Consider the following 24,031-nt stretch of genomic DNA (forward strand, 5'->3'; position numbering starts at 1 on the left):
ATTTGCTAACAATATGTAAATAATCCTAGTCTATATTCATAAATCCTAAAAAGAGAATTTATAACCTGACCTCTAAATTTTAAAAAGCCTATTTTTTAAATTTAATTTAAGAAGGAATCTTATATAGTTATTTATATTTGCCGTCTGACTTACAATACATGAAATTTCAAAGAATAGCAACCGATAAAGAAACAAAGGCAAGAGCAGGATCTATAACTACAGATCATGGTACAATTGAAACCCCTATTTTTATGCCTGTTGGTACAGTAGCTTCTGTTAAAGGAGTGCACCAAAGAGAGTTAAAAAATGATATTAATCCAGATATTATTCTTGGAAATACCTACCATTTGTATTTAAGACCACAAACACCAATATTGGAGCAAGCAGGTGGATTGCATAAATTTATGAATTGGGATCGAAATATTTTAACCGATTCTGGAGGTTACCAAGTATACTCTTTATCATCAAATAGAAAAATCAAAGAAGAAGGTGTGAAGTTTAAATCGCACATTGATGGCAGCTACCATGTTTTTACTCCAGAAAACGTAATGGAGGTACAGCGTAAAATAGGAGCTGATATCATTATGGCTTTTGATGAGTGTACACCTTATCCATGTGATTATAATTATGCTAAGCGTTCTATGCACATGACGCATCGTTGGTTAGAACGTTGTTTAACACATCTTAAAAAAACACCGTTAACTTACGATTACGACCAAACATTTTTTCCGATTGTTCAAGGAAGTACCTATAAAGATTTAAGACAGCAATCCGCTGAATATATTGCTAATGCAGGAGCAGAAGGTAATGCTATTGGTGGACTTTCTGTAGGGGAACCAGCAGAAGAAATGTATGCTATGACAGATGTAGTTTGTAGCATTTTGCCAGAAGACAAACCACGTTATTTAATGGGAGTTGGGACACCAATCAATATATTAGAAAATATTGCGTTAGGTGTAGATATGTTTGATTGTGTGATGCCTACTCGAAATGCTAGAAACGGCATGTTATTTACAGCTCATGGCTCAATTAATATCAAAAATTTAAAATGGGCTAATGATTTCTCACCAATAGATGAAATGGCAATTACTTTTGTAGATACAGAATATAGTAAAGCTTATTTGAGACATTTATTTACGGTAAATGAACTATTGGGAAAACAAATAGCAACCATTCATAATCTTGGATTTTATCTTTGGTTAACAAGAGAGGCCAGAAAACATATTATTGCTGGTGATTTTAGAGCATGGAAAGAGAAAATGGTAAAACAAATGGATAACCGTTTGTAGTATTTATAATTGAATTTAAAAGATTAAATAACTAAACATTTCCTTAGCTATAAATGCAGGAATAAACAACTAAATAAGAAAATTGAAAATATTAGATTGGTACATATTAAAGCGGTATTTATTTACATTTCTAATGATGTTATTGCTGTTTGTTCCTATCGGAATTACTGTAGATTTAGCAGAAAAAGTAGGTAGAATAATAGAAAATGATGCATCATTTGGAGAGGTCGCTTTTTACTATTTAAATTTCACCGTTTATTTTGCCAATTTGTTGTTTCCACTATTTTTATTCCTGTCGGTGATTTGGTTTACATCCAAGTTGGCTAATAACACAGAGATTGTTGCTTTTTTAAGTTCGGGTGTTTCGTTTACTCGTTTCTTAAGACCTTATATAATAGGTGCAACCATTGTTGCTAGTTTTGCTATGTTTTTGGGTATGTATTTGGCACCAATAGCTAGCCAAGGATTTAATGAGTTTAAGTTTAAGTATCTAAGAAAGAATAAAAGTGTACAGCAAACAAGAGATGTATATCAACAAATTAATGATAATGATTATATTTATGTAAGTAGTTTTAGTCCCAAAACTAATTCTGGTCAAAATTTTACTTACGAGCATTTTGAAGGTAATGAGCTTAAATATAAAATCTTAGCCGATAACATTCGTTTTATAGATAAAGATAGTGCTTATCAACTTACGCGTTATTTAAAACGTTCTTTTGAAAATGGTATTGAAACAGTAGAAAAAGAAAACCGTATACAAATGGATTTACCATTTGAACTCGAAGATCTAACACCTGTTGAGTATGCTGCGGAAACCAAACCCTATGGTGAGCTTTTAGATTTTATTGCTTCTGAAAAAAGGAAAGGTTCAAAAAACATAGGTCGTTATGAAGTTGTAAAACTAAAAAAATGGAGTTTACCAACTTCAATATTTATTCTTACAATTATAGCAGTTGCAGTATCTTCTGTAAAACGACGTGGAGGCATGGGAGTAAATCTTGCTTTAGGAATTGCAATTGCAATGATTTATGTATTCTTCGATAAGGTTTTTGGAGTTATGGCTGGTCAGTCAAGTCTTCCTCCAGTTGTAGCTGTATGGTTTCCTAATGTATTATTTGGTATTTTAGCGATTTACTTATTGCAAAATGCCAAACGCTAAATTAAAGCATTATTTACATTTACACTTTCTAGTACTAATTGCTGGCTTTACCGCTATATTAGGTGAGTTAATTACAATTGGTGCTCTTGAACTAGTGTGGTATAGAATGGCAATCGCTGGTATTTTAATGTTTATATATATTAAAATAGTAAGGATTAACATAAAAATTTCAAAAAAGACATTTTTGCAGTTTTCTGCAGCTGGTATTATAATCGCGCTGCATTGGATTACTTTTTTTGAAGCCATTAACCAAGCTAACGTTTCTATAGCATTGGCAATGTTCTCATCAGGTGCTTTTTTTGCATCCTTTATTGAGCCTTTATTTTTTAAACGTCGTATTTTAGGCTACGAAATTATCTTTGGTATTATTGTAGTATTTGGTGTGGTTTTAATTACTAGTAGCGAGATGGGTTACGTTAACGGTATTATTCTGGGACTGTTTTCGGCTTTGTTTTCTACTTTATTTGCAGTAATAAATGGTCGATTTATAGAGAAGCATAATGCAACTGTTATTTCCTTTTACGAGTTTATAAGTGGAGTGCTTTTTTTAACGGTGTTCATTTTATTATCAGGTAAAACATTCAATACTGAATTCTTTACACTATCTAGTTCAGATTGGATGTATTTATTCATTTTAGCATCTATATGTACAGCGTATGCATTTATTGGTTCTGTTGATGTAATGCGTTATATAAGTCCTTTTACGGTTATTTTAAGCTATAATTTAGAGCCGCTTTATGGAATTGCAATAGCTTTATTTTTATTTCCAGAAACAGAAAAGATGTCTCCACAATTTTATATAGGTGCTATTCTTGTGTTAATCACAGTTTTATTTGATGCAGTTTTTAAAAATTACAAGATTAGGAAAGCCAAACTAAAAGTATAACAGATTAAAGTCTTTATATTTTCTTATATAATCTGTATTTTTGTACTTGCAATAAGAAAACTTACTTTAAATTTAGTGATTAGAAATAAATTTAGAAGCCGTAGGTTTGTAAACTAACTAAACAAAAAACAACTTCAAATTGTATGGAATATTTAGAGTTTGAATTACCAATAAAAGAATTAGAAGAGCAGCTAGATAAATGTCAGATTATAGGAAAAGAAAGTGATGTAGATGTTACTGAAACCTGTAAACAGATAGATAAAAAGTTAGCTGAAACTAAAAAGAATATTTATAAAAACCTTACAGCTTGGCAACGTGTTCAACTGTCTAGACACCCAAACAGACCTTATACATTAGATCATATTAAAGCACTTTGTGGAGATACTTTTTTAGAATTACATGGAGACAGAAATGTAAAGGACGATAAAGCGATGATTGGTGGCTTAGGTAAAATAGGTGATCAGTCTTACATGTTTATTGGGCAACAAAAAGGTTTTAATACTAAAACAAGGCAGTACCGTAATTTCGGAATGTCAAATCCAGAAGGTTATCGTAAAGCGTTACGTTTAATGAAATCTGCTGAGAAATTCGGAATACCTGTGGTTACTTTAATAGACACTCCAGGTGCATATCCAGGTTTAGAAGCAGAAGAGCGAGGACAAGGAGAAGCTATTGCTAGAAATATTTTAGAAATGGCACGCCTTAAAGTCCCAATTATTACTATTATTATTGGAGAAGGAGCTTCTGGTGGAGCATTAGGTATTGGAGTAGGAGACCGTGTAATGATGTTAGAAAATACGTGGTATTCTGTTATTTCACCAGAATCATGTTCATCTATTTTATGGAGAAGTTGGGAATATAAAGAACAAGCTGCTGAAGCTTTAAAGTTAACAGCTAAAGATATGAAACGCATGAAGCTTGTGGATCAAATTATAAAAGAACCTCTTGGAGGAGCACATACAGATAGAGAAAAAACATTTTCAGCTGTAAAAGATGCTATAGAGAAGTCTTATGAAGAGCTTAAAAACTTATCACCAAAAGATTTAGTGAACCAACGTATGGAAAAATACGATGAAATGGGAGTCTATAAAGATTAAATCCACTAAACATAAGGAACTAAAAAAAACTGAAGTTTTAACTTCGGTTTTTTTTGGCACTATTAACAATAAAATCAAGTTATTAACAGTTAAATTGTTGAAGACATGTTAAGATTGTAAATCAATCAAGCCTATTTTCTCAACACTATTTAACTACTTTTGTTACTTATGAAACAACCTAATCCAATACAAGGCTATAAAGTAGATAAAGGCACAATTATCAATCTAGAAAAAGGAAAAATACCACCTCAAGCGCCTGATTTAGAAGAGGTTGTGTTGGGTGCTATGATGATTGATAAAAAAGGTGTCGATGAAGTTATTGATATTTTGAGTCCAGATGCTTTTTACAAAGAAGCTCATAAACATATCTTTGAAGCTATTTTTAAGTTGTTTGAAAACTCGGAGCCAGTCGACTTATTAACTGTTTCTAGTCAATTGAAGAAAGATCAAAAATTAGATTTGATTGGAGGCGATTTTTACCTTATTTCTTTAACACAACGTGTATCTTCTTCTGCGCATATTGAGTTTCATGCACGTATTATTCTTCAAAAATATATTCAACGTAGTTTAATTAAAATTTCAAACGAAATTATTGAAGAAGCTTATGATGAGACTAGAGATGTTTTTGATTTATTAGATACAGCAGAAGCCAAATTATATGAAGTTACTCAAGGTAACGTAAAAAAATCAACAGAATCCGCTCAGAGTTTAGTTATTCAGGCGAAAAAGAAAATTGAAGAGATTTCTAATCAAGAGGGAATGAGTGGAATTCCTTCTGGTTTTGATAAATTAGATAAATTAACGTCTGGTTGGCAACCGTCAGATTTAGTTATTGTAGCTGCGCGTCCTGGTATGGGTAAAACCGCATTTACCTTAACCATGGCACGTAATGTTGCTGTAAATAGTAATACTCCTGTGGCTTTCTTTTCATTAGAAATGTCCTCAGTACAATTAATAACGCGTTTAATTTCTAGTGAAACTGGGTTGTCTTCAGAGAAACTTAGAACAGGGAAACTTGAAAAACATGAGTGGGAACAGCTTAACGTTAAAGTAAAAACGCTAGAAACAGCACCTTTATTTATTGATGATACTCCTTCATTATCTATTTTTGATTTAAGAGCGAAAGCACGTCGTTTAGCATCTCAATATGGTATTAAGATGATTATGATTGATTATTTGCAATTAATGACTGCAGGTGGTAGCCAAAAAGGAGGTAATCGTGAACAAGAAATTTCCATGATTTCTAGAAACCTAAAAGCTTTAGCAAAGGAATTGAGTATTCCTGTAATTGCATTGTCACAATTATCGCGTGCTGTGGAAACGCGTGGTGGAAGTAAAAGGCCATTACTATCTGATTTACGTGAATCTGGTGCGATTGAGCAAGATGCAGATATTGTATCATTTATTTATAGACCTGAATATTATAAAATTGATGAATGGGATGATGAAGAACGTTCACCAACAGCAGGACAAGGTGAATTTATTGTTGCAAAGCATAGAAATGGTGGACTAGAAAACATTAGATTAAAGTTCATCGGTCACTTAGGTAAGTTTGATAATTTAGATGATTTTGATACACCTTTTGGTGAATTTCATTCTAAAATGAATGAATCTCCTAACGACAATACTTTTCAACCAAATAGTTTCCCGTCTCCATCAGATGCTTTTGGAGGGCCAGAGGATGATGGCGTGCCTTTTTAATAGCGTTTTAAATAATAAAAAACTGAATTTTAACTTATCTTTGTAGACATACTGTTTAAAACCAAATTTACCTCATGTTAGACCAACGACGTACAACAAACGTTTTGTTGTTAATTATTGTAGTTCCTTTAGTCTTTTATCTACTAAAGATCTTGTCTTTTATATTTATTCCATTGATTTTTTCAATGTTTATAGCTTTGTTGTTTTTACCGTTAATGCGATGGTTAGGACGCAGAAATATTCCTAAAATTTTTAGTATCATTATTGTCTTATTATTGGTAGCAATTGGTTTAAAAGTAGGTATTGAATTAGTACAATTATCTAGCCGACAAATACTCGCAAATAATACTGAGTTTTTAGCTAAAGCTGAATTAAAATTAGCAGATCTTAAGGTCTATTTACTTGATAATTTTGGAATTGAATTTGAACAAGAGCATAGTTTTATAGGACAGTTCTTTCAGAAAGAAAACCTTGGATCTACTATAGGTTTTTTAAATTCGTTTCTAACAACTTTATTAATGACTGTGTTCTTTGTTGTGCTTTGGTTGGCAGAGTCTATTAATGTTCATAAATTATTAAATAGTACTATACTTAAGCGAAAGCACACTTCTGTTAAGACCTTTATGAAGATTGAGAAAGACCTAATTAAATTTATTAAGGTAAAGGTTTTGGTGAGTGCATTAACGGGTTTGTTTACGGGTTTAATGTGTGTGTTTTTCGATGTGAGTTTTCCTATTTTTTGGGGATTATTTGCCTTTGCTATTAATTTTGTACAAATGGTAGGCTCATTTGTTTCTGTTATTTTGTTATCTATTTTTGCTTTTGTAGAGTTAGATCCAACAAGTACATTATTCTTCTTTATTTTTGCAATCTCTATGGTTCAAGTTACGTTTGGTGCTATTTTAGAACCAATTTTTATGGGAAAATCTTTTTCTATAAATGTTATTGCGGTTCTAGTCATGTTGATGTTTTGGGGTTTTCTTTGGGGAATTCCTGGATTAATAATGGCAATTCCAATAACAGTTTTTATTAAAATTATTTTAGAACAGTTTCAAGGAACAAAAATCATAGCGAGTTTACTTTCTGGAAATGAGACGCAATTAGATTAAGTTGTAGTCTTAATTATTAAAAGCTATAATGTTGTTTTGATATATTTATTTATATCTTTTTCTAACCAATTGGTCTTAAAAGAATACTAAATTAAGTCTATACAGACTAAAAATTGGTTATATTTCGTTCTAAATTTATGACCTTGAAAAAAGTATTTTTTATAATTTTCACACTATTCTTAAGTGCGAATACCTATGCATCCTATATCCTTATTCCAATGGATGCGGAAACCCAAAAAAATCATCTTAAAGCTTATGGAGTTACATTTTGGACTTTAGAGCGAGAACTTAAGGTAAAGTGGTTGCTTAATTACAGAGGAGGTTCTTTTTTATTGCCTGATGCTGAAATTATTCAAAGAGAATGTCAAATTAGAGGAGTATCTTTTGAAGTTATCTCAGATGCTAATGCAGCTCAAATACTTGAGGGTATTGCAAGTCCTTCAGTAAATCAGGAAGCTGTAGTGTTAGAAAAAGCGCCAAAAATTGCGGTTTATACGCCTAATGGAAAACAACCTTGGGATGATGCGGTAACTATGGTTTTAACATATGCAGAAATTCCTTATGAAACTATTTACGATGAAGAAGTTTTAAAGGATGAATTGTTACTATATGATTGGTTGCATTTACATCATGAAGATTTTACTGGTCAATATGGTAAATTCTATAGAACATATCGTTCTGCGGCTTGGTATATTGAAGAGAAGAAGAATGCAGAAGATTTAGCAAAACGATTGGGTTATAATAAAGTTTCAGATGAAAAATTAGATGTAGCTCTTAAAATTAGAGACTATGTAGTTGGTGGCGGATTTATGTTTGCTATGTGTTCTGCAACTGATAGTTTTGATATTGCATTGTCTGCAGAAGGAGTTGATATTTGCGAACCAATGTTTGATGGAGATGGTAGCGATGCAGCTTATCAGAATAAAATTGATTATTCTAAAACCTTTGCGTTTAAAGATTATATCTTAGAGAGAAGTCCAAATGTTTATGAGTTTTCATCAATTGATATGACTCAGAAACGTAAAATTCCTAAGACAACGGATTACTTTTCTTTAATGGAATATTCTGCAAAATGGGACCCAATTCCATCCATGTTAACTCAAAATCATACCGCTTTAGTAAAAGGATTTATGGGACAAACAACCTCATTTACTAGAGATCAAATAAAATCTAACGTATTAGTAATGGGTGAAAACAAAACAAACGGAGAAGCTAAATATATACATGGTATTAAAGGAAAAGGTTTTTTTACATTTTATGGTGGCCATGATCCTGAAGATTACACACATCGTGTAGGAGATCCAAAAACAGAGTTAGACTTGCATCCAACATCACCAGGTTATCGATTAATATTAAATAATGTGTTGTTTCCAGCTGCTAAGAAGAAAAAACAAAAAACATAAATTTTAAATAATAAAAGTTATTTTTATCTCTACGAAAGAAACGATACTTAGTAAAATTCAAACAGTAATTACCAATCATTTTACTACACCAGATAACGCTGTTACTTTTTTTGATAAAGATGGAGATGGTAAACTATGTAAAAATGAAATATTGAAATTACTAAAACAAGCTAAAATTAGCAGTTTTATTCGAAGTATTGTAGCTTCAAGACTTATTGAAGGTTACGATAAAGATGAGCTAGTGAATTGAGAAGAATTTAAATCTGCTATTAATGAAATTTCCCAGAATAGCAATTCATAAAATACAATTATAGAGATGAAATTCTTTCAAAAAGAAATAAGACTTCAATCTTTCTCTAGAGGTTTTCATTTAATTACTTCTGAAGTCATAAATGCAATTCCTGAAATTAATCAGATTAAGTTAGGGCAATTACAAGTATTTATTAAACATACTTCTGCTAGTTTAACTATTAATGAAAATGCAGATCCTACAGTAAGAACAGATTTTGAAAGTCACATCAATGTCTTAATTCCAGAAAATCAATCGTATTACAAACATACTTTTGAGGGACCTGATGATATGCCTGCACATATAAAAGCATCATTATTGGGAACGTCTGTTCAAATTCCTATTACAAATGGTAAATTAAATCTCGGTATTTGGCAAGGGATTTACCTTTGTGAGCATAGAAATAGAGCACAAGGTAGACTACTAGTTCTTACGGCTTTCGGTAATTAGTTGTTCTAGTACCAATTCTACACCGTTGTCATTGTTAGATGTAGTTTCAAAATTGGCCACAGATTTCACATTAGGATGGGCATTTTCCATGGCATAACTGTATTTTGCACATTTCAACATTTCTAAATCATTGTTATAATCTCCGAATACCATGGTTTCTGAAGGTGAAATATTAAATTGTTTTTGTAAAAATGTAAGGGCGTTTCCTTTATTAGTAATCGCTTCAGAAATATCTACCCAATGATTACCTGAGACCACAACATTAAGTTCTGGCTTTAGCTGTTTCACGAAGGGAAAAATATATTTTTCAGAATTTATTGAATGATACAAAGCTATTTTAATGACGTCATCTGTGATTTCTTCAAAAGAATCTATGATGGTATAGACGGAATAATATTCAGAAAATGTATTTACCAATTCATCCGAAGCTCTAAGAATAAATGCTTGATGTTGCGTGCAGAAGATAGGGTAGGTGCCTTTAATACTTGTAACTAACTTATAGAGTTCTAATAATCTATTTGGATTTAACTGATTAGAAAGTAGTACGTTTTGATTTTTAATGACTAATCCACCATTTTCAGCAACAATTATAATATCGTTTTTTATAGGTTCAAGTTTTTTTACTATGCTATAATAAGGTCGTCCACTTGCAGCAACAAATTGAATATTTAGTTGTTTTAAGGCTTTAAATAGATCAAAGAACTTGGGGCTTACGTTGTGATTAGAGTTTAATAATGTACCATCCATATCTGTAACGACCAATTTTACATTCTTCATCTTTGTACAATTAAATGTTATACTTAAACTTAATAAAAAAATCCGATTCAAATTAATGAATCGGATTTTATAAGCGAAATGTTGTTATTAATTTGGCTAAAAGCCTTATTTTACTTTGTTTATGATAGCTTCAAAAGCTTCTGGGTGATTCATTGCTAAATCTGCAAGTACCTTACGGTTTAACTCGATATTATTGGCTTTTAATCCTCCCATAAATTTTGAATAGCTCATTCCATGCTGTCTTGCACCTGCGTTAATACGCATAATCCATAACGAACGGAATGTTCTCTTTTTATTTCTACGGTCTCTATACGAATATTGCATCGCTTTGTCAACCGCATTCTTTGCTACTGTCCAAACGTTTTTACGTCTTCCGAAGTAACCTTTTGCTTGCTTAAGAACCTTTTTTCTTCTGGCTCTTTTTGCAACTGAATTTACTGATCTTGGCATTTCTTTTAATTGTTTTTTTGTAGTAGGCGGTCAATAATTGACACTTGCTAAATTGTTTTGCCTAACTCCAGGGTTTATAAATTGTTTTAACCGATTAAAACCTTATTACTTTAAACGTAACATTGTTTTAATATTATTCTCATCAGCTTTATGTACTAAAGCATCATGAGTTAATGCAAGCTTACGCTTTTTAGATTTTTTTGTCAATATGTGACTCTTAAAAGCGTGCTTTCTTTTAATCTTACCAGTGCCAGTTAGTTTGAAACGTTTCTTAGCACTCGATTTTGTTTTCATTTTAGGCATTTTCTCCTCTTTTAAATTTACGTTTCGCTTATTATCGTATTGCTGAATATTTCAGCATATTATTACTTCTTTTTAGGTGCGATGAACATAATCATTCGCTTTCCTTCTAATTTAGGCATTTGTTCTACCTTTCCATATTCTTCAAGGTCTTGGGCTAATTTTAATAATAAAATTTGTCCTTGTTCCTTAAATACAATGGACCTTCCTTTAAAGAATACGAAAGCTTTTAACTTCGCTCCATCTTGTAAGAATTTCTCTGCGTGTTTCTTTTTAAATTCGTAATCATGATCATCTGTTTGAGGACCAAAACGAATTTCCTTAACAACTACTTTAGTTGCTTTAGATTTTAACACTTTTTCTCTTTTCTTCTGTTCGTAAAGGAATTTTTTATAATCCATAACTTTACAAACAGGAGGCGTCGCATTTGGCGATATCTCTACAAGATCTAAACCTTGTTCATCGGCAATGGATAAAGCTTGTTTAACAGGATAAACACCTATTTCGACATTATCTCCGACAAGTCTTACTTCTTCAGATCTGATTTTGGAATTTATACGGTGTTTATCTTCTTGAGATACACGTCTTGTATAATTCTTTCTGTTTCTACGTATTGCTATGGCTTCTGTAATTTAAATTAAACTTATTTTTTTATCTATTTAAAAGTCTTTAAACTTTTACTTATTCTATCATTTACAATTTTTACAAAGTCTTCTACCTTAATTGTACCTAAGTCTTCACCTCCATGTTCACGTACAGTTATTGTATTATCCTTTTCTTCTTGCTCACCGACAATAATCATAAACGGAAACTTCTGCATTTCTGCTTCGCGAATTTTCTTACCCACGGTCTCATTTCTATTATCTGTGAGGGCGCGAATTTCGTCATTTTCTAGCACATTTAAAACTTTTTCAGCGTATTTTTCATATTTCTCACTTATTGAGAGTATAATTGCTTGCTCAGGCATTAACCAAAGTGGGAAGTTTCCTCCTGTATGTTCTAATAATATTGCTATAAAACGTTCCATGCTCCCAAAAGGGGCTCGATGGATCATAACTGGTCTATGCATCTCGTTATCACTACCTTTATAAGTAAGATCAAAACGTTCTGGTAAGTTATAATCTACCTGAATAGTACCAAGTTGCCATTGTCGTCCAAGTGCATCTTTTACCATGAAGTCTAATTTTGGACCGTAAAATGCTGCTTCTCCAGTTTCGACAACATAGTTTAATTTTTTATCTTTAGCAGCGCTCAAAATTGCATTTTCCGCTTTTTCCCAGTTTTCATCACTTCCTATATATTTATCAGGATTTTCAGGATCCCTTAATGAAACTTGTGCGGTAAAATTCTCAAAACCTAAAGACCCAAAAACATAAAGTACTAAATCAATGACATCTTTAAACTCTTTATCTAATTGATCTGGTGTACAAAAAATATGTGCATCATCTTGAGTAAAACCTCTGACTCTTGTTAGTCCATGTAATTCACCACTTTGTTCATAGCGGTATACTGTACCAAATTCTGCATAACGTTTTGGAAGTTCTTTATATGAAAATGGTTTATTATTATAAATTTCACAATGATGTGGACAATTCATCGGTTTTAGCAAAAATTCTTCTCCTTCAGCAGGAGTAGTTATAGGCTGAAAACTATCCTCCCCATATTTAGCAAAGTGACCAGAAGTGACATAGAGCTCCTTACTTCCAATATGTGGAGTTACCACCATTTCGTATCCAGCTTTTTTCTGTGCAGCCTTTAAAAAATTCTCTAAACGTTCACGTAATGCAGCACCTTTTGGTAGCCAAAGTGGTAAACCTTGACCAACTTTTTGTGAAAAAGTAAAAAGCTCAAGTTCTTTTCCAAGTTTTCTATGATCTCTTTTTTTAGCTTCTTCTAAAAGGTGAAGATATTCTGTTAGTTCCTTTTGTTTCGGAAAAGAAATGCCATACACTCTTGTTAATTGTTTATTCTTTTCATCACCTTTATAATAAGCACCGGCTACACTTAAAATCTTAACCGCTTTTATAATACCTGTGTTAGGTATGTGTCCGCCACGACAAAGATCTGTGAAAGTTGAGTGATCACAGAAACTAATGGTACCGTCTTCAAGGTTTTCAATTAAATCAACTTTATAATCATTCTTTCCTTTATAATAGGATAGAGCTTCAGCTTTAGAAACATCACGCATTTTAAAATCGTACTTTCCTCTAGCGATTTCTATCATTTTAGTTTCAATAGATTTAAAATCCTTTTCAGAAATAGTACCATCTTCACCTAAATCAACATCATAATAAAAACCATTATCTATTGCAGGACCAACCCAAAGCTTTACTCCAGGGTATAATTCTTCTAAAGCTTGAGCTAAAACGTGAGCAGAAGAATGCCAAAAGGCTTTTTTTCCTTCGTCATCTTTAAATGTATATAAGGTAAGACTACCATCAGTGGTTAGTGGAGTGGTGGTTTCAATGACTATATCATTGAATTTTGCTGAAATAACATTACGGGCAAATCCTGCACTAATGTCTACAGCCACTTCATAAGGAGTTACATCTTTTTCGAAAGACCTAACCGAACCATCTGGTAGAGTAATTTGTATCATTATTTATAGTATAAATTTTAGCCCACAAAGATATACCTATATAAGGAATAGACAAAGTGAAGTTTCTATAAATATTAATTTGTGTTTTTATAGCGTTTCTCTTTTGCTTTAAAGTGGCAAAAGAGCCGCGTCATCCGCTATATCTTTTTTGTTTTATGATTACATGAAGTTAATTGATATCTATATATAGTGTAGCATACCTTATATAAAGATATTATAGAATTAAAAAAGGATACCGCTACTACCGCTAACGCGAGTACTTGTTATAGTTTAGGCTTTCCATAAGATATGGTTTATCTATTAGCATTGGGTTTAAAACACAATGAACTATTTGTATTTAAAAAACTTCAGAGTGTAAGGTGTTGTTTTCAAGGGTCTTAAAAAAAAGATTAAAATAAAAAGGAAAAAGGACTTGTGGGTTTAGAAAAGGGTTTTATATTTGCACCCCGAAACAAAGACACTAGTTTAAGTTTCGCACGTTCATTTCCAGACAGATTTAGCTATATAATTTATTGCTGCTTCTCGCCTACTCACGAAAAGTCCTGCGGATTTTCTATGTCATTATTATTTGCTAACTTTAGTCCTTAAACACGCAACAAACCATATACTAAACCGTTGGCAAACATTTCGCAAAAACGCAATCTGACTTGAAAAACATTGAATTAATTGAAAATATCGAGATAAAAAATAAACTAAAAGAGTTTGATAATTATGGTGGTCGAATTGATTTCAATTTTTTTAAAGTTGATAAAAGTATTTCCGAATATAACTCTCATTTTCTTACTGCAAAAAACTCAATATTAGAACTTCAACGAAACAGTCATTACTTTAAAATAGAATTTGAAGAAAACAAAATGAGCGAAAGTGGAACGAAAATATCTGTTGAAGAATTTTTTGGACCTTGGTTTGATTTTAAATCAATGAAACCTATTTTAAGAGGGTTTAAATCTTTAAACAACCTGTTTTATTTTGACAGTAAAGAAATTAATGAAAACATAGTTAACGTTCGTGATTCAAAAATTTTCAAAAATGAAAGGTCTAATTTATCTACATTTGGATTTACTCAAGCTTTTTTAGACCCAGTTCACGGTTTTAGAGTATCAAATAACATCTTTGAAACGGGTCAATATTTTCTCGATTTCTGCAATTTTTTATTTTCGAATTTGAATAAAATAGAAGTTTTTAAATGGAATACTGATTGTTCTAATTATTTTGATGATGGAAAAGAATTTTGGGGAACTCATTTTTGGACAGTTTATAATCCAAAAAGAGGTTATTACATTGCAATTACAGCTTCGGATACTGATTAAAAAACGATTTGCCAACACCGTGTATAATTAATTGCTGTATTCTTCTCTACTTGCGAATATTCCTGCGGAATATTCACGGGTTCGTAAATGTTTACTAACTTAGTTGCTTAACCACGCAACTAACCATACACAACAACGTTGTAGGTAATGTAAAAACCAGAACGCAAATGAAAAATAATTTGATTTTACTCTTTTTAACTTTCACTATTGGATTGTCTTTTGGACAAACTAATAAAGTGACTGAAAAATCTTTTCCGACAAACTTTGACCAAACAAAATTTAATAAGATTAAAAAATTCACGAATAAAATGATTGCGTATGACGCGAATATTCTTGAAATAAAAAATAGCAGAAATAATACACCTTTTTACAAATTAGAGTTAGGAGAAGGAAATTATTTATGGACTGTCTTAATGTTCAAAAATGAGGAAAATGTGATTGGAGATAAGATTAGAGTTGTTGGCTATTTAAATAAAATTGACTCAAAAAATACTGATGAGGAATACTTAGAAGGAGAAAAATATATGGTTATAGCATTAGGTTTAGTTGATTTTGAAAAAGAGAATTTTCTTTTTGTCAGTTCTGGCTATAAACAGAAAGAACAATGGATTAAAGGCGAAATTCCTAGTCAATGAGAAACACTACCTACAACACCATGTATAATTAATTGCTTTATTGAGCCTACTTGCGAATATTCCTGCGGAATATTCACGGGTTCGTAAAAGTTTACTAATTTAGTTGCTTAACCACGCAACTAACCATACACAAACACGTTGTGCATAATGCGAAAATCGTGCTAAATATCAACATTTGAACTAAAAAAGCCGACGCGCAAACAGCACATTTATTTTTTTTTGCCAACGCGAAAAGCCAACGCTTAAAAAAACAAAAGAGCTGTTTCTTTGCCAACGCTAAATCCGTTCTTGACAATCGGAATAAAAAACTTTGCAACACCATTGCATTGAAATTTATTTATCTTTGTGCCAATGAAATTTATAACTATCATACTATCATTATTAATTCTTGGTTTGTCAATCAAACCTTGTTCTGACGGAAATAATGCCGAAGACCAACATCAAGAAGAAATATCTGCTGAACACAATCATCAAAATGATAGTGATGATACTTGTCCAATAACTTGTATTTGTAATTGTTGCGGAATCGCAATTACATATGAACCAATTCAAACTTTTGAATTAGGTGTTAACAATCAAATTTCTACAGAAATCCTATCTGTTTATCAAACAATCTATAGATTTGATTTTCATTCCAATATCTGGCAACCGCCTCAATTGATTAGCTAAATTATCGACCAAAAGTCAAAAAAAAATAGTTAATTAATTTTTACATTTTCAATGAATAAATACATATTGAGCACAATGCTCACAATTATAACGTGCTTTTCTATAAAAGCGCAAACATCTGATATACAAATAAAGGTAACTTCAGAATCCGAAAACGAACCGTTATTTGGAGCAACAGTATATTTTGAGGAATTAGAAAAAGGAGCAGTAACCGATTTTGACGGAATTGCAACTTTTAACGAAATTCCAAATGGCGAACATCTTATCATAGTTTCTTTTTTAGGCTTTGAAACTCTAAAAACAACTATTCAAATCCCAAGTAATTCAGACTTGATTTTCAAATTAAAAAGCGGTGGAAACGAATTGGATGAAGTTGTATTACAATCGTCAAGAAGTACAAGAACCGTAAAAAAAATTCCAACAAGAATTGAATTTATTGGAGTTGAGGAATTGGGAGAAAAAGCAATTATGAATCCAACAAATATTTCGATGGTGCTTCGTGAAAGCACAGGAATACAAATGCAACAAACATCTTTAAGTAGTGGAAGTACAAACATTAGAATTCAAGGTCTTGATGGTCGTTACACACAACTTTTGAGAGATGGATTTCCACTTTATGGAGGCTTTTCAAGTGGTTTGAGTATTTTGCAAATTCCACCTTTAGACTTACAACAATTTGAAATTATTAAAGGAAGTTCTTCAACACTTTATGGTGGTGGAGCAATCGCTGGATTGGTAAATATGGTGTCAAAAACACCTGACGAAGAGCCTGCTTTAGACATTATGCTTACACAAACACAAGCATTGGGAAGTACTGCAAATGTATTTTACAGCAAACGAAATGAAAAGTTTGGTATTTCGCTTTACGGTTCAGGTCACTATCAAAAAGCTTATGACCCAGAAGATGATGGCTTTAGTAATTTACCGAAAACGACTTCTATTTCATTCAACCCAAAATTCTTTTATTATCCATCTGACAAAACAACATTTTGGTTTGGTTTAAACGGAACGTTTGATGATAGAATTGGTGGAGATATTACAAAAATAGAAAGTGGCGAAAACGGAATTCATCAATATACAGAAGAGAACATTTCAAAAAGATTGAGTAGTCAAGCAGTTTACAAAACTCAAATAGATTCTATTAGTTCTTTGAACATTAAAAATAGTGTATCCTTTTTCGATAGAAATTTAACGATTCCAGATTTCAATTTTGATGGTAAACAAACCAACACATTTACGGAAATCACTTATCAAAGAGAGACTTCAAAAGCAGATTGGATTTTTGGAGCAAATTTATATACTTCAAACTTTGACGAAAATGATAATGCAACTTTGCAACGTGACCAAAAAGACATCACTTATGGAATGTTTGCTAATAACATTTATGACCTTTCCGATAATTGGATTTTAGAAACTGGTTTACGAGCAGATTATAATACTGATTTTGGCTTTTTTCCGCTTCCAAGAATTTCTGTACTTTATAAAAATCAAAAAGGATTTTCAAGCAGAATTGGTGGTGGTTTAGGCTATAAAATTCCAGATATTTTTACGGAAGAGGCTGAATTTATAAACTTTGAAAATGTACTTGGCATTGATAAATCTTCATTAAAAGCAGAACGTTCCTATGGTGTAAATCTTGATTTCAACTATCAAACACGTTTATTTGAAAACATTGGTTTTTCTATTAATCAACTTTTTTATGTTACTGCTATTAATAACGGTTTGCTGTTAAATAGTACAGACAGCGGTATGTTTGCATTTGAAAATGCAACTGATGAAATTTTAAGCAAAGGAGCAGAAACAAATATTAAGTTTACTTATAAAGATTTTAGATGGTTTTTAAATTATGCACTTATAGACACTAAATTGAACTATTTGGCAGGAAGTCCACAAAAACCATTAACTGCAAAACATAACGCAGGAAGTGTATTGATGTACGAATCTGATAAATGGAGAATTGGCTACGAAACATTTTATACAGGAAAACAGTTTTTATCAAACGGAACAGAAACGACAGATTTTGTAACTATGGGTTTACTTTTAATGCGTAATTTTAAATTTGGTAGTGCATTTGTGAACTTTGAAAATTTCACAGACAGAAGACAAAGTAGGTTTTCACCTTTGGTTTTACCACCACACGAAAATCCAGAATTTCCAGAAATCTATGCGCCAACTGATGGTTTTATTTTTAGCGTTGGAATTATTATTAAACCATTTGGAAACGAAGACCACGATTAATTATGAAAACAATTGAAGAATTTTTAGAATCAAAAAATATTCGAGTAACTGCAATGCGTTTATTAATATATAAGTTCCTTGCCGAAAAACAAGTTGCAGTTACATTAAGTGATATAGAAAATGCTTTTGAGAAAGCAGATAGGACAACATTATACAGAACTATTAAAACATTTGAAGAAAAAGAAATTGTGCATCAAATAGATGATGGCACAGGAATTACGAAATATGCTTTGTGTGAAAAAGGTTGTAATTGTGAGATTGAAACCGATTTGCATTTACATTTTCATTGTAATAACTGTAACGAAACCATTTGTTTAACTGAACATAAAATCCCTCAAATAAAAGTGCCTGATGGATTTGTTTCAGAAAACGTAAACTTGGTTGTAAAAGGCATTTGCGATAAATGTAGCGGACAATAAATGCACTTCCATTGCATTGGTTATTATAGCATTTTTACATAAAATTAGAAATTATGTTATTATTCGCTTATCTCATATTGTATTTTTTATTGGTCTTTGTTTTAAGGTCTGTATTACTTTGGAAAAAAACTGGAATAAATCCATTTACATTTGAAAAAACAGATAATGCACACGATTATAATGGAAAGGTTTTTACATTTATCACAGTTCTTGAGTTAATTGTTGTAGGAATCTATGCTTTCAAAGAAGAATGGTATGAATATTTACTTCCTTTTTGGTATTTGGAAAATCAAACTTTACAGAAAATTGGTTGGGTACTTTTGTTGGTATCGCTGATTTTAGTTTGGTTTTCTCAAAGCCAAATGGCAAATTCTTGGAGAATCGGAATTGATGAAAACAACAAAACCAAATTGGTAACAAAAGGAGTATTTTCAATTTCAAGAAATCCTATATTTTTAGGAATAATGATTGCGAATATTGGGTTATTCCTTGTAATTCCTAATGCTATTACTTTACTTATAATTTCATTATCTACTTTAAGCGTAAATACACAAATAAGATTGGAAGAAGAATTTTTAAAACGTGAATTCGGGAATGAATATATAGAATACGCTGAAAAAGTAAGAAGATGGATTTAGTTATAGAATTAAAATAGTTAATCGGAATTGCCAACGCATAAGCCATACACATTTACAGTCGCATCATCCAAGCTTCACCAAAACTGTAAAAGAGTATGTCTTGTCAATGCTAACATTTGAACTAAATAACAAACATCGGAAAACCAAGCTGAACGTTAAAAGCACTATGCACAACAACGTGTATAAAACATAGCTATTATAGGCTTTCCGAGAGGTTTTTGTGTATTTGCAAAGTACGCCAAATTTTTAATTTTGTATATTTGAAAAAGTAAAATTAAATATAAAAATTAAAAATTCGGCTCGTGCTAAACCTGAAAAATAAGTGTTTATTTATACGCTACGTTTCATACACAAGACCGTTGTGCGTAATTAACCCAAACTATGCGAAAAACCATTCAAGTAGAATTTAAAAACCCTTTAGGAATATTTAATCTTGATGATTTTAGCTATTTATATAATGATAAAGAACTAAAAAGAATCGCTGAAGATTCTTCTTTGTATTTTATTCTTCAACGTCCTTGTCTAATATTTAGAAATATAAAATGTTCTACAAAGTTTCTTACTGGAGAAATCTCACAACCTTTAACCGGAATTAATATAAAATTTCAATTACCATTATATCAGAAAGACGTAATTGAAACTGAAAATATATCGAATATTGAACTTCATTTGTGTTACAATAAAAGCTTAAAGAACGAAGAAAATCTAAATGATTTCATTGATGTTATTATAATAAAAATTCCAGAAGAAAAGAATTTCACTAAATTAATCACGCCTGACACAATACTAAGAAGCCATTACAATAAGAATTGGAAAGTTAATATAGAAGGAGAAACAAAAAAACTTTTAGAATTTGATGTAAAATATATTGGTCATTCTGTAAAACAATTTATTGCGAAAAGGATTAAAAACCATAGCAATATCCAAAGAATTTTAACCACGTCATTACCTATCCAAAAAGGAATGCAAATTTCAAAAGAACTTTGTATATGCTTACTTGAAATTAATGATATACTTGAGGCTAAAACTATTAGTCCAAATGATTATGGTTCTGAAAATAATAGTAATCTACTTAAATTACCAAACGACGAATCTATTTACTACGATGCCGAAAAAGCATATATTAATTTCTTTTCGAAATCAAAAAATAACTTATTAGAAAACAAAGACCTTTATGCTTCTTATCCAAAAGGAACAAACGTACTATTTGATGAAAATTATGAAAATATAATTTATAACATCCAAGATGAAATCACATTAAAATATGGAGATAAAGAATTAAATAATAAAAATGTTATTTATGTCAATCGGAAATTAAAAACAGTTGAAAAAAAATAACTACGCACAACACCGTGTATAATTAATTGCTTCATTGAGCTTACTTGCGAATATTCCTTCGGAATATTCACAGGTTCGTAATTGTTTGCTAACTTAGTTGCTTAAACCACGCAACTAACCATACACAAACACGTTGTAAGTAATTTCACATAACCGCTAAAATAAAATGACAGGCAGAAAAAACATTTACGATTCTATTAAAATAAGAATGGAAAAAATCGGTTTTCAATTTGAAACTGAACAAAAACCACATCTTCAAAATAGAAAAGAAAATGAGCTGAAATTTATACATCCAAAACTAATCAAAAGATTTGAAGAGGATGGAATTAAAGTAAGAGCTAAAAAATTTTATGTTAAACCATTGTCAAATGAACCAGATTGTGAAATTGGATTTGTAACAGGAAAAAGCTCACCATTATATAAATCAAATAAATTTACAAAGCCCAATTCAACTGATACTTTTGACAACACACCTGCTTGGACTTATAGCGAAAACAATAGCACTATTGATAGTTTATTGAAATCTATTGAAGATTATTTGAAAACTACATCTGATGTTGTTGAAAACAATATTAACACATTCCTTTTTGCTTGGAATCCTAACAGATGGGATTGGGAAGATTTACAAGAAAGTATTGAACATCTTGAAAAAGTTGGATATGTTGAAAGAAGATGGAGTTGTGGAAATTCAAAAAGTATTAGAAAAGGAGACAGAGTTTTCTTAATTAGATTAGGTAACGAACCAAGAGGAATAATGGGAAGTGGTTATACCAAATCTTCTTACTATGTTGCGCCTCATTGGGATGGAACAAAAAACAAAACGACTAACTACATCGATATTGAATTCGATATCCTAATTAATCCAAAAGAAAACAAGTTATTTGACAAAGAATCTTTGGAAAGTATTGACAAAAACAATTTGCAACAATGGTTTCCTCAACAAAGCGGAATTTCAATAAAAGAAGAAGTTTTGGAAGGTTTGGAATCTAATTGGTTTAACTTTATTAAAGAGAATAAATACATAAAAAATAGTTTTGTTTCTAACGATGTTACAACACTATTTAAAAAAACATATAAAGAAGGTAAATCCAAAGACATTGTACAAACTCGATACGAAAGAAATCCTGAAGCCCGAAAAAGATGTTTAAAGCATTTTGGTTATTCTTGTAAAGTTTGTTCATATGATTTTGAAAAGCACTTTGGAGAAATTGGCAAAGGATTTATTCACGTCCATCATATAAATCAGATTTCGGAAATAGGAAAAGAATATGAAGTTGACCCAATTAAAGACTTAATTCCTGTTTGTCCAAATTGTCACGCAATGATTCATTCAAAACGACCAGCTTTTACGATAGAAGAAATTAAAGAAATAATAAGATAAAAAACTACTTACAACACCGTATAAAAATAATTGCGGTTTAGTGCTTAACCAAAGATCGTTGCGTGTTTGTAACGTCTGATTTTCCTTCGGAAAATCCTCGCATACAAACCCGCAACTATTCTTATACATCAACGTTAGCAAACATATGACCAACCAATGAAATTTATCAAAACATTCATACTTTTTATTCTAATCATAAGTTGCTCTGACAAAAAAACTGAAAACAACACATCGGAATTTGACAAAGTTTTAGGTAAAGAGAATATCGAAACTTTGGACTTTCTTGTTTCCGATTTTGAGAATGACTTTTTAAAAAGACAATATCCGAATTTGGACAGTGAAAATGCCTATCGACAGTTTTTAACTGAATTGCGTGATGAAAAAACCGAAAACTGGAAAAGTATATCCGAAAAGGCAAGGAATAAATTCAAATCAAGTGACTTACGACTCGAAATGTATGAATTTCCAGATTCAGTCTGGATAATTGAAAATAGTTCAATGGACAAAATTGAGTCTGATTCTTTAGAATATATTAATCATCCTGTTCCATATATAAAATCGAGATATAAATACACAAATCCTGACAGAACGACCGAATATACATTTGCAAGAGGGAATTCTTTAGAGCTAACGCCAAATTCAAATTTTGATTCTATTATAAACCGAGAAATGAACACACCGAATTTTAATTATATCGGTAAATATCTGCGAGCATTAGAATCAATAAAAGACAAAGGAGAATTTCACAAAGAATTTTATGAGACAAAGAAAAACGCTGGATTTCTTTTCCCTGAATCGACTGCAAGAGTTATGCTGAATTACGAAATTGATTTGAACGATAAACTGAATAGAAAAATAATCGTTCTTGAATTAGCATACTGAAAATGAATAAAATACGTTTGCTAACACCGTGTATAATTAATTGCTTGGTCACTGCCGACTTACGAACATTCCTGCGGAATATTCTATCTGTGATTTATTTGCTAAATTAGGTGCTTAACCACGCAACTAACCATACACAATCACGTTGGGCACAATATGAAAATGACCGATAAAACGAGTAACTTTTTATTTTACAGTGGGTTAATTCTACTCGCAATTGGAGCATTCGGACTGACTTTCGCTGTGTACTTTGCAATAATCGGATTACCAATTTTTGTAGTTGGAATTATTTTGATTTTAGTTTCTAAAAAGACTTGGAAACAAAGATTAATACCTATCGGACTTTTCATTATCGGAATAATTGCATTTTGGCCAATTTGGAACAACATAAATACTGTCGGACCAGAAACATTCTTAATACCAAATGACTATAGAGGAAGAGTCAATATAATTTACAAAAAAGATTGCGGAATCCTGCTCGAAACTACGGAGAATGGACTGATTTATGAAATTCCAAATGATGGAGTTTTATTGTTAAGTAATGAATTAAAATATGGAATTATCGACCATAACTATTACTTAATTGACAAAAACGGAAAAAAGACTGAATTGCCGAAAATGGATGTCAGGGATTTCAACGAAGAATGGACAACCGAAAAAAACCCTAATGAACCACCAAGAGACAAACTCGGAGTTTTTCATTGGGGACGAACAGGAAGTACAGGAATTATAAGAGACGAAAATGGAATTGTAACAAATGAAGATGAACAATATAAATTTACAGAGTTTTACGTATCAACTTATAGTGATTTGACAGAAAAATTTAATTTCAAATATGAACGGAAATTTGATTCAATAAGAGATTTTAAAGTAAAAAAATGTAAATAAATACTGTGCCCAACACCGTATATAATTTATTGCTGGCTTCTTGCCTACTTACGAAAGTCCTCGCGGACTTTCTTGGTCGGTAATTATTTACTAAATTAGTTGCTTGAAACACGCAACAAACCAT

General features: G+C 31.3%; 23 protein-coding genes. 18 read left to right on the plus strand and 5 right to left on the minus strand.

Annotated elements, in window-relative coordinates; all coding sequences use genetic code 11:
* Window positions 1–158 precede the first annotated feature (158 nt).
* From tgt to ACJJVO_RS03355, 8 genes are all read left to right on the plus strand, one after another.
* Window positions 159–1,289 carry a tRNA guanosine(34) transglycosylase Tgt gene (tgt, locus tag ACJJVO_RS03320; RefSeq protein WP_405570409.1) on the plus strand — a complete coding sequence of 377 codons (1,131 nt, stop codon included), beginning with the start codon at window positions 159–161 and terminating at the stop codon, window positions 1,287–1,289.
* Window positions 1,290–1,371: 82 nt separating this feature from the next.
* Window positions 1,372–2,448 (plus strand): LptF/LptG family permease, encoded by a 1,077-nt coding sequence (locus ACJJVO_RS03325; RefSeq protein WP_405570410.1) that lies wholly within the window; start codon window positions 1,372–1,374, stop codon window positions 2,446–2,448.
* On the plus strand, window positions 2,435–3,334 hold the full coding sequence (locus tag ACJJVO_RS03330; RefSeq protein WP_405570413.1) for a DMT family transporter: 900 nt from the start codon (window positions 2,435–2,437) through the stop codon (window positions 3,332–3,334). The genes ACJJVO_RS03325 and ACJJVO_RS03330 overlap by 14 nt, the downstream gene beginning before the upstream one ends.
* Window positions 3,335–3,477: 143 nt before the next feature.
* Entirely contained in the window at window positions 3,478–4,431 is a 954-nt protein-coding gene (locus tag ACJJVO_RS03335) for an acetyl-CoA carboxylase carboxyltransferase subunit alpha (protein ID WP_405570416.1), read from the plus strand.
* Window positions 4,432–4,599: 168 nt separating this feature from the next.
* Window positions 4,600–6,132, plus strand: a complete 1,533-nt coding sequence (gene dnaB, locus ACJJVO_RS03340; RefSeq protein WP_405570419.1) for a replicative DNA helicase — start codon at window positions 4,600–4,602, stop codon at window positions 6,130–6,132.
* A gap of 74 nt (window positions 6,133–6,206) precedes the next feature.
* A complete protein-coding gene (locus ACJJVO_RS03345; RefSeq protein ID WP_405570421.1) occupies window positions 6,207–7,241 on the plus strand; it encodes an AI-2E family transporter in 1,035 nt (344 codons plus the stop codon).
* 218 nt (window positions 7,242–7,459) lie between these two features.
* On the plus strand, window positions 7,460–8,644 hold the full coding sequence (locus tag ACJJVO_RS03350; protein WP_405570527.1) for an asparagine synthetase B: 1,185 nt from the start codon (window positions 7,460–7,462) through the stop codon (window positions 8,642–8,644).
* Window positions 8,645–8,960: 316 nt separating this feature from the next.
* The gene (locus tag ACJJVO_RS03355) at window positions 8,961–9,383 is read left to right on the plus strand and encodes a secondary thiamine-phosphate synthase enzyme YjbQ (RefSeq protein WP_405570424.1); all 423 of its coding nucleotides are present in this window, start codon (window positions 8,961–8,963) and stop codon (window positions 9,381–9,383) included.
* Here the strand turns inward: ACJJVO_RS03355 and ACJJVO_RS03360 are convergent.
* The 5 genes from ACJJVO_RS03360 to thrS all read right to left on the minus strand — a co-directional run bounded on the left by ACJJVO_RS03360 (window position 9,357) and on the right by thrS (window position 13,509).
* Window positions 9,357–10,160, minus strand: coding sequence for an HAD family hydrolase (locus ACJJVO_RS03360; protein WP_405570426.1), 804 nt, complete (start codon window positions 10,158–10,160; stop codon window positions 9,357–9,359). The two genes, ACJJVO_RS03355 and ACJJVO_RS03360, sit on opposite strands and share 27 nt — an antisense overlap.
* Before the next feature lie 105 nt (window positions 10,161–10,265).
* Window positions 10,266–10,610 carry a 50S ribosomal protein L20 gene (gene rplT, locus ACJJVO_RS03365; protein WP_115818018.1) on the minus strand — a complete coding sequence of 115 codons (345 nt, stop codon included), beginning with the start codon at window positions 10,608–10,610 and terminating at the stop codon, window positions 10,266–10,268.
* Between the two features lie 105 nt (window positions 10,611–10,715).
* Window positions 10,716–10,913, minus strand: coding sequence for a 50S ribosomal protein L35 (gene rpmI, locus ACJJVO_RS03370; protein ID WP_115818017.1), 198 nt, complete (start codon window positions 10,911–10,913; stop codon window positions 10,716–10,718).
* 62 nt (window positions 10,914–10,975) lie between these two features.
* Complete coding sequence (gene infC / locus ACJJVO_RS03375; protein ID WP_115818016.1) at window positions 10,976–11,524, minus strand: translation initiation factor IF-3; 549 nt, start codon at window positions 11,522–11,524, stop codon at window positions 10,976–10,978.
* Window positions 11,525–11,565: 41 nt separating this feature from the next.
* Window positions 11,566–13,509, minus strand: coding sequence for a threonine--tRNA ligase (thrS, locus tag ACJJVO_RS03380; protein WP_405570429.1), 1,944 nt, complete (start codon window positions 13,507–13,509; stop codon window positions 11,566–11,568).
* Between the two features lie 647 nt (window positions 13,510–14,156).
* On the opposite strand from thrS, the gene ACJJVO_RS03385 reads away from it, so the two are divergent.
* The 10 genes from ACJJVO_RS03385 to ACJJVO_RS03430 all read left to right on the plus strand — a co-directional run bounded on the left by ACJJVO_RS03385 (window position 14,157) and on the right by ACJJVO_RS03430 (window position 23,907).
* The gene (locus tag ACJJVO_RS03385) at window positions 14,157–14,819 is read left to right on the plus strand and encodes a hypothetical protein (protein WP_405570432.1); all 663 of its coding nucleotides are present in this window, start codon (window positions 14,157–14,159) and stop codon (window positions 14,817–14,819) included.
* Window positions 14,820–14,986: 167 nt separating this feature from the next.
* Window positions 14,987–15,454 (plus strand): hypothetical protein, encoded by a 468-nt coding sequence (locus ACJJVO_RS03390; RefSeq protein ID WP_405570435.1) that lies wholly within the window; start codon window positions 14,987–14,989, stop codon window positions 15,452–15,454.
* A gap of 351 nt (window positions 15,455–15,805) precedes the next feature.
* Window positions 15,806–16,123 (plus strand): DUF6660 family protein, encoded by a 318-nt coding sequence (locus ACJJVO_RS03395; protein WP_405570437.1) that lies wholly within the window; start codon window positions 15,806–15,808, stop codon window positions 16,121–16,123.
* Between the two features lie 75 nt (window positions 16,124–16,198).
* A complete protein-coding gene (locus tag ACJJVO_RS03400; RefSeq protein ID WP_405570440.1) occupies window positions 16,199–18,361 on the plus strand; it encodes a TonB-dependent receptor in 2,163 nt (720 codons plus the stop codon).
* Window positions 18,362–18,363: 2 nt separating this feature from the next.
* A complete protein-coding gene (locus tag ACJJVO_RS03405; protein ID WP_013994522.1) occupies window positions 18,364–18,780 on the plus strand; it encodes a Fur family transcriptional regulator in 417 nt (138 codons plus the stop codon).
* Window positions 18,781–18,833: 53 nt separating this feature from the next.
* Window positions 18,834–19,418, plus strand: coding sequence for a methyltransferase family protein (locus tag ACJJVO_RS03410; RefSeq protein ID WP_405570442.1), 585 nt, complete (start codon window positions 18,834–18,836; stop codon window positions 19,416–19,418).
* 381 nt (window positions 19,419–19,799) lie between these two features.
* Window positions 19,800–20,756, plus strand: coding sequence for a hypothetical protein (locus ACJJVO_RS03415; protein WP_405570445.1), 957 nt, complete (start codon window positions 19,800–19,802; stop codon window positions 20,754–20,756).
* Between the two features lie 166 nt (window positions 20,757–20,922).
* Window positions 20,923–22,137, plus strand: coding sequence for an HNH endonuclease (locus tag ACJJVO_RS03420; protein ID WP_405570447.1), 1,215 nt, complete (start codon window positions 20,923–20,925; stop codon window positions 22,135–22,137).
* A gap of 156 nt (window positions 22,138–22,293) precedes the next feature.
* The gene (locus ACJJVO_RS03425; protein WP_405570449.1) at window positions 22,294–23,019 is read left to right on the plus strand and encodes a hypothetical protein; all 726 of its coding nucleotides are present in this window, start codon (window positions 22,294–22,296) and stop codon (window positions 23,017–23,019) included.
* Between the two features lie 156 nt (window positions 23,020–23,175).
* On the plus strand, window positions 23,176–23,907 hold the full coding sequence (locus tag ACJJVO_RS03430) for a DUF6843 domain-containing protein (protein WP_405570452.1): 732 nt from the start codon (window positions 23,176–23,178) through the stop codon (window positions 23,905–23,907).
* The last annotated feature ends 124 nt before the right edge of the window (window positions 23,908–24,031 follow it).

The organism is Winogradskyella sp. Asnod2-B02-A (genome assembly GCF_045063645.1).
Lineage (GTDB): Bacteria > Bacteroidota > Bacteroidia > Flavobacteriales > Flavobacteriaceae > Winogradskyella.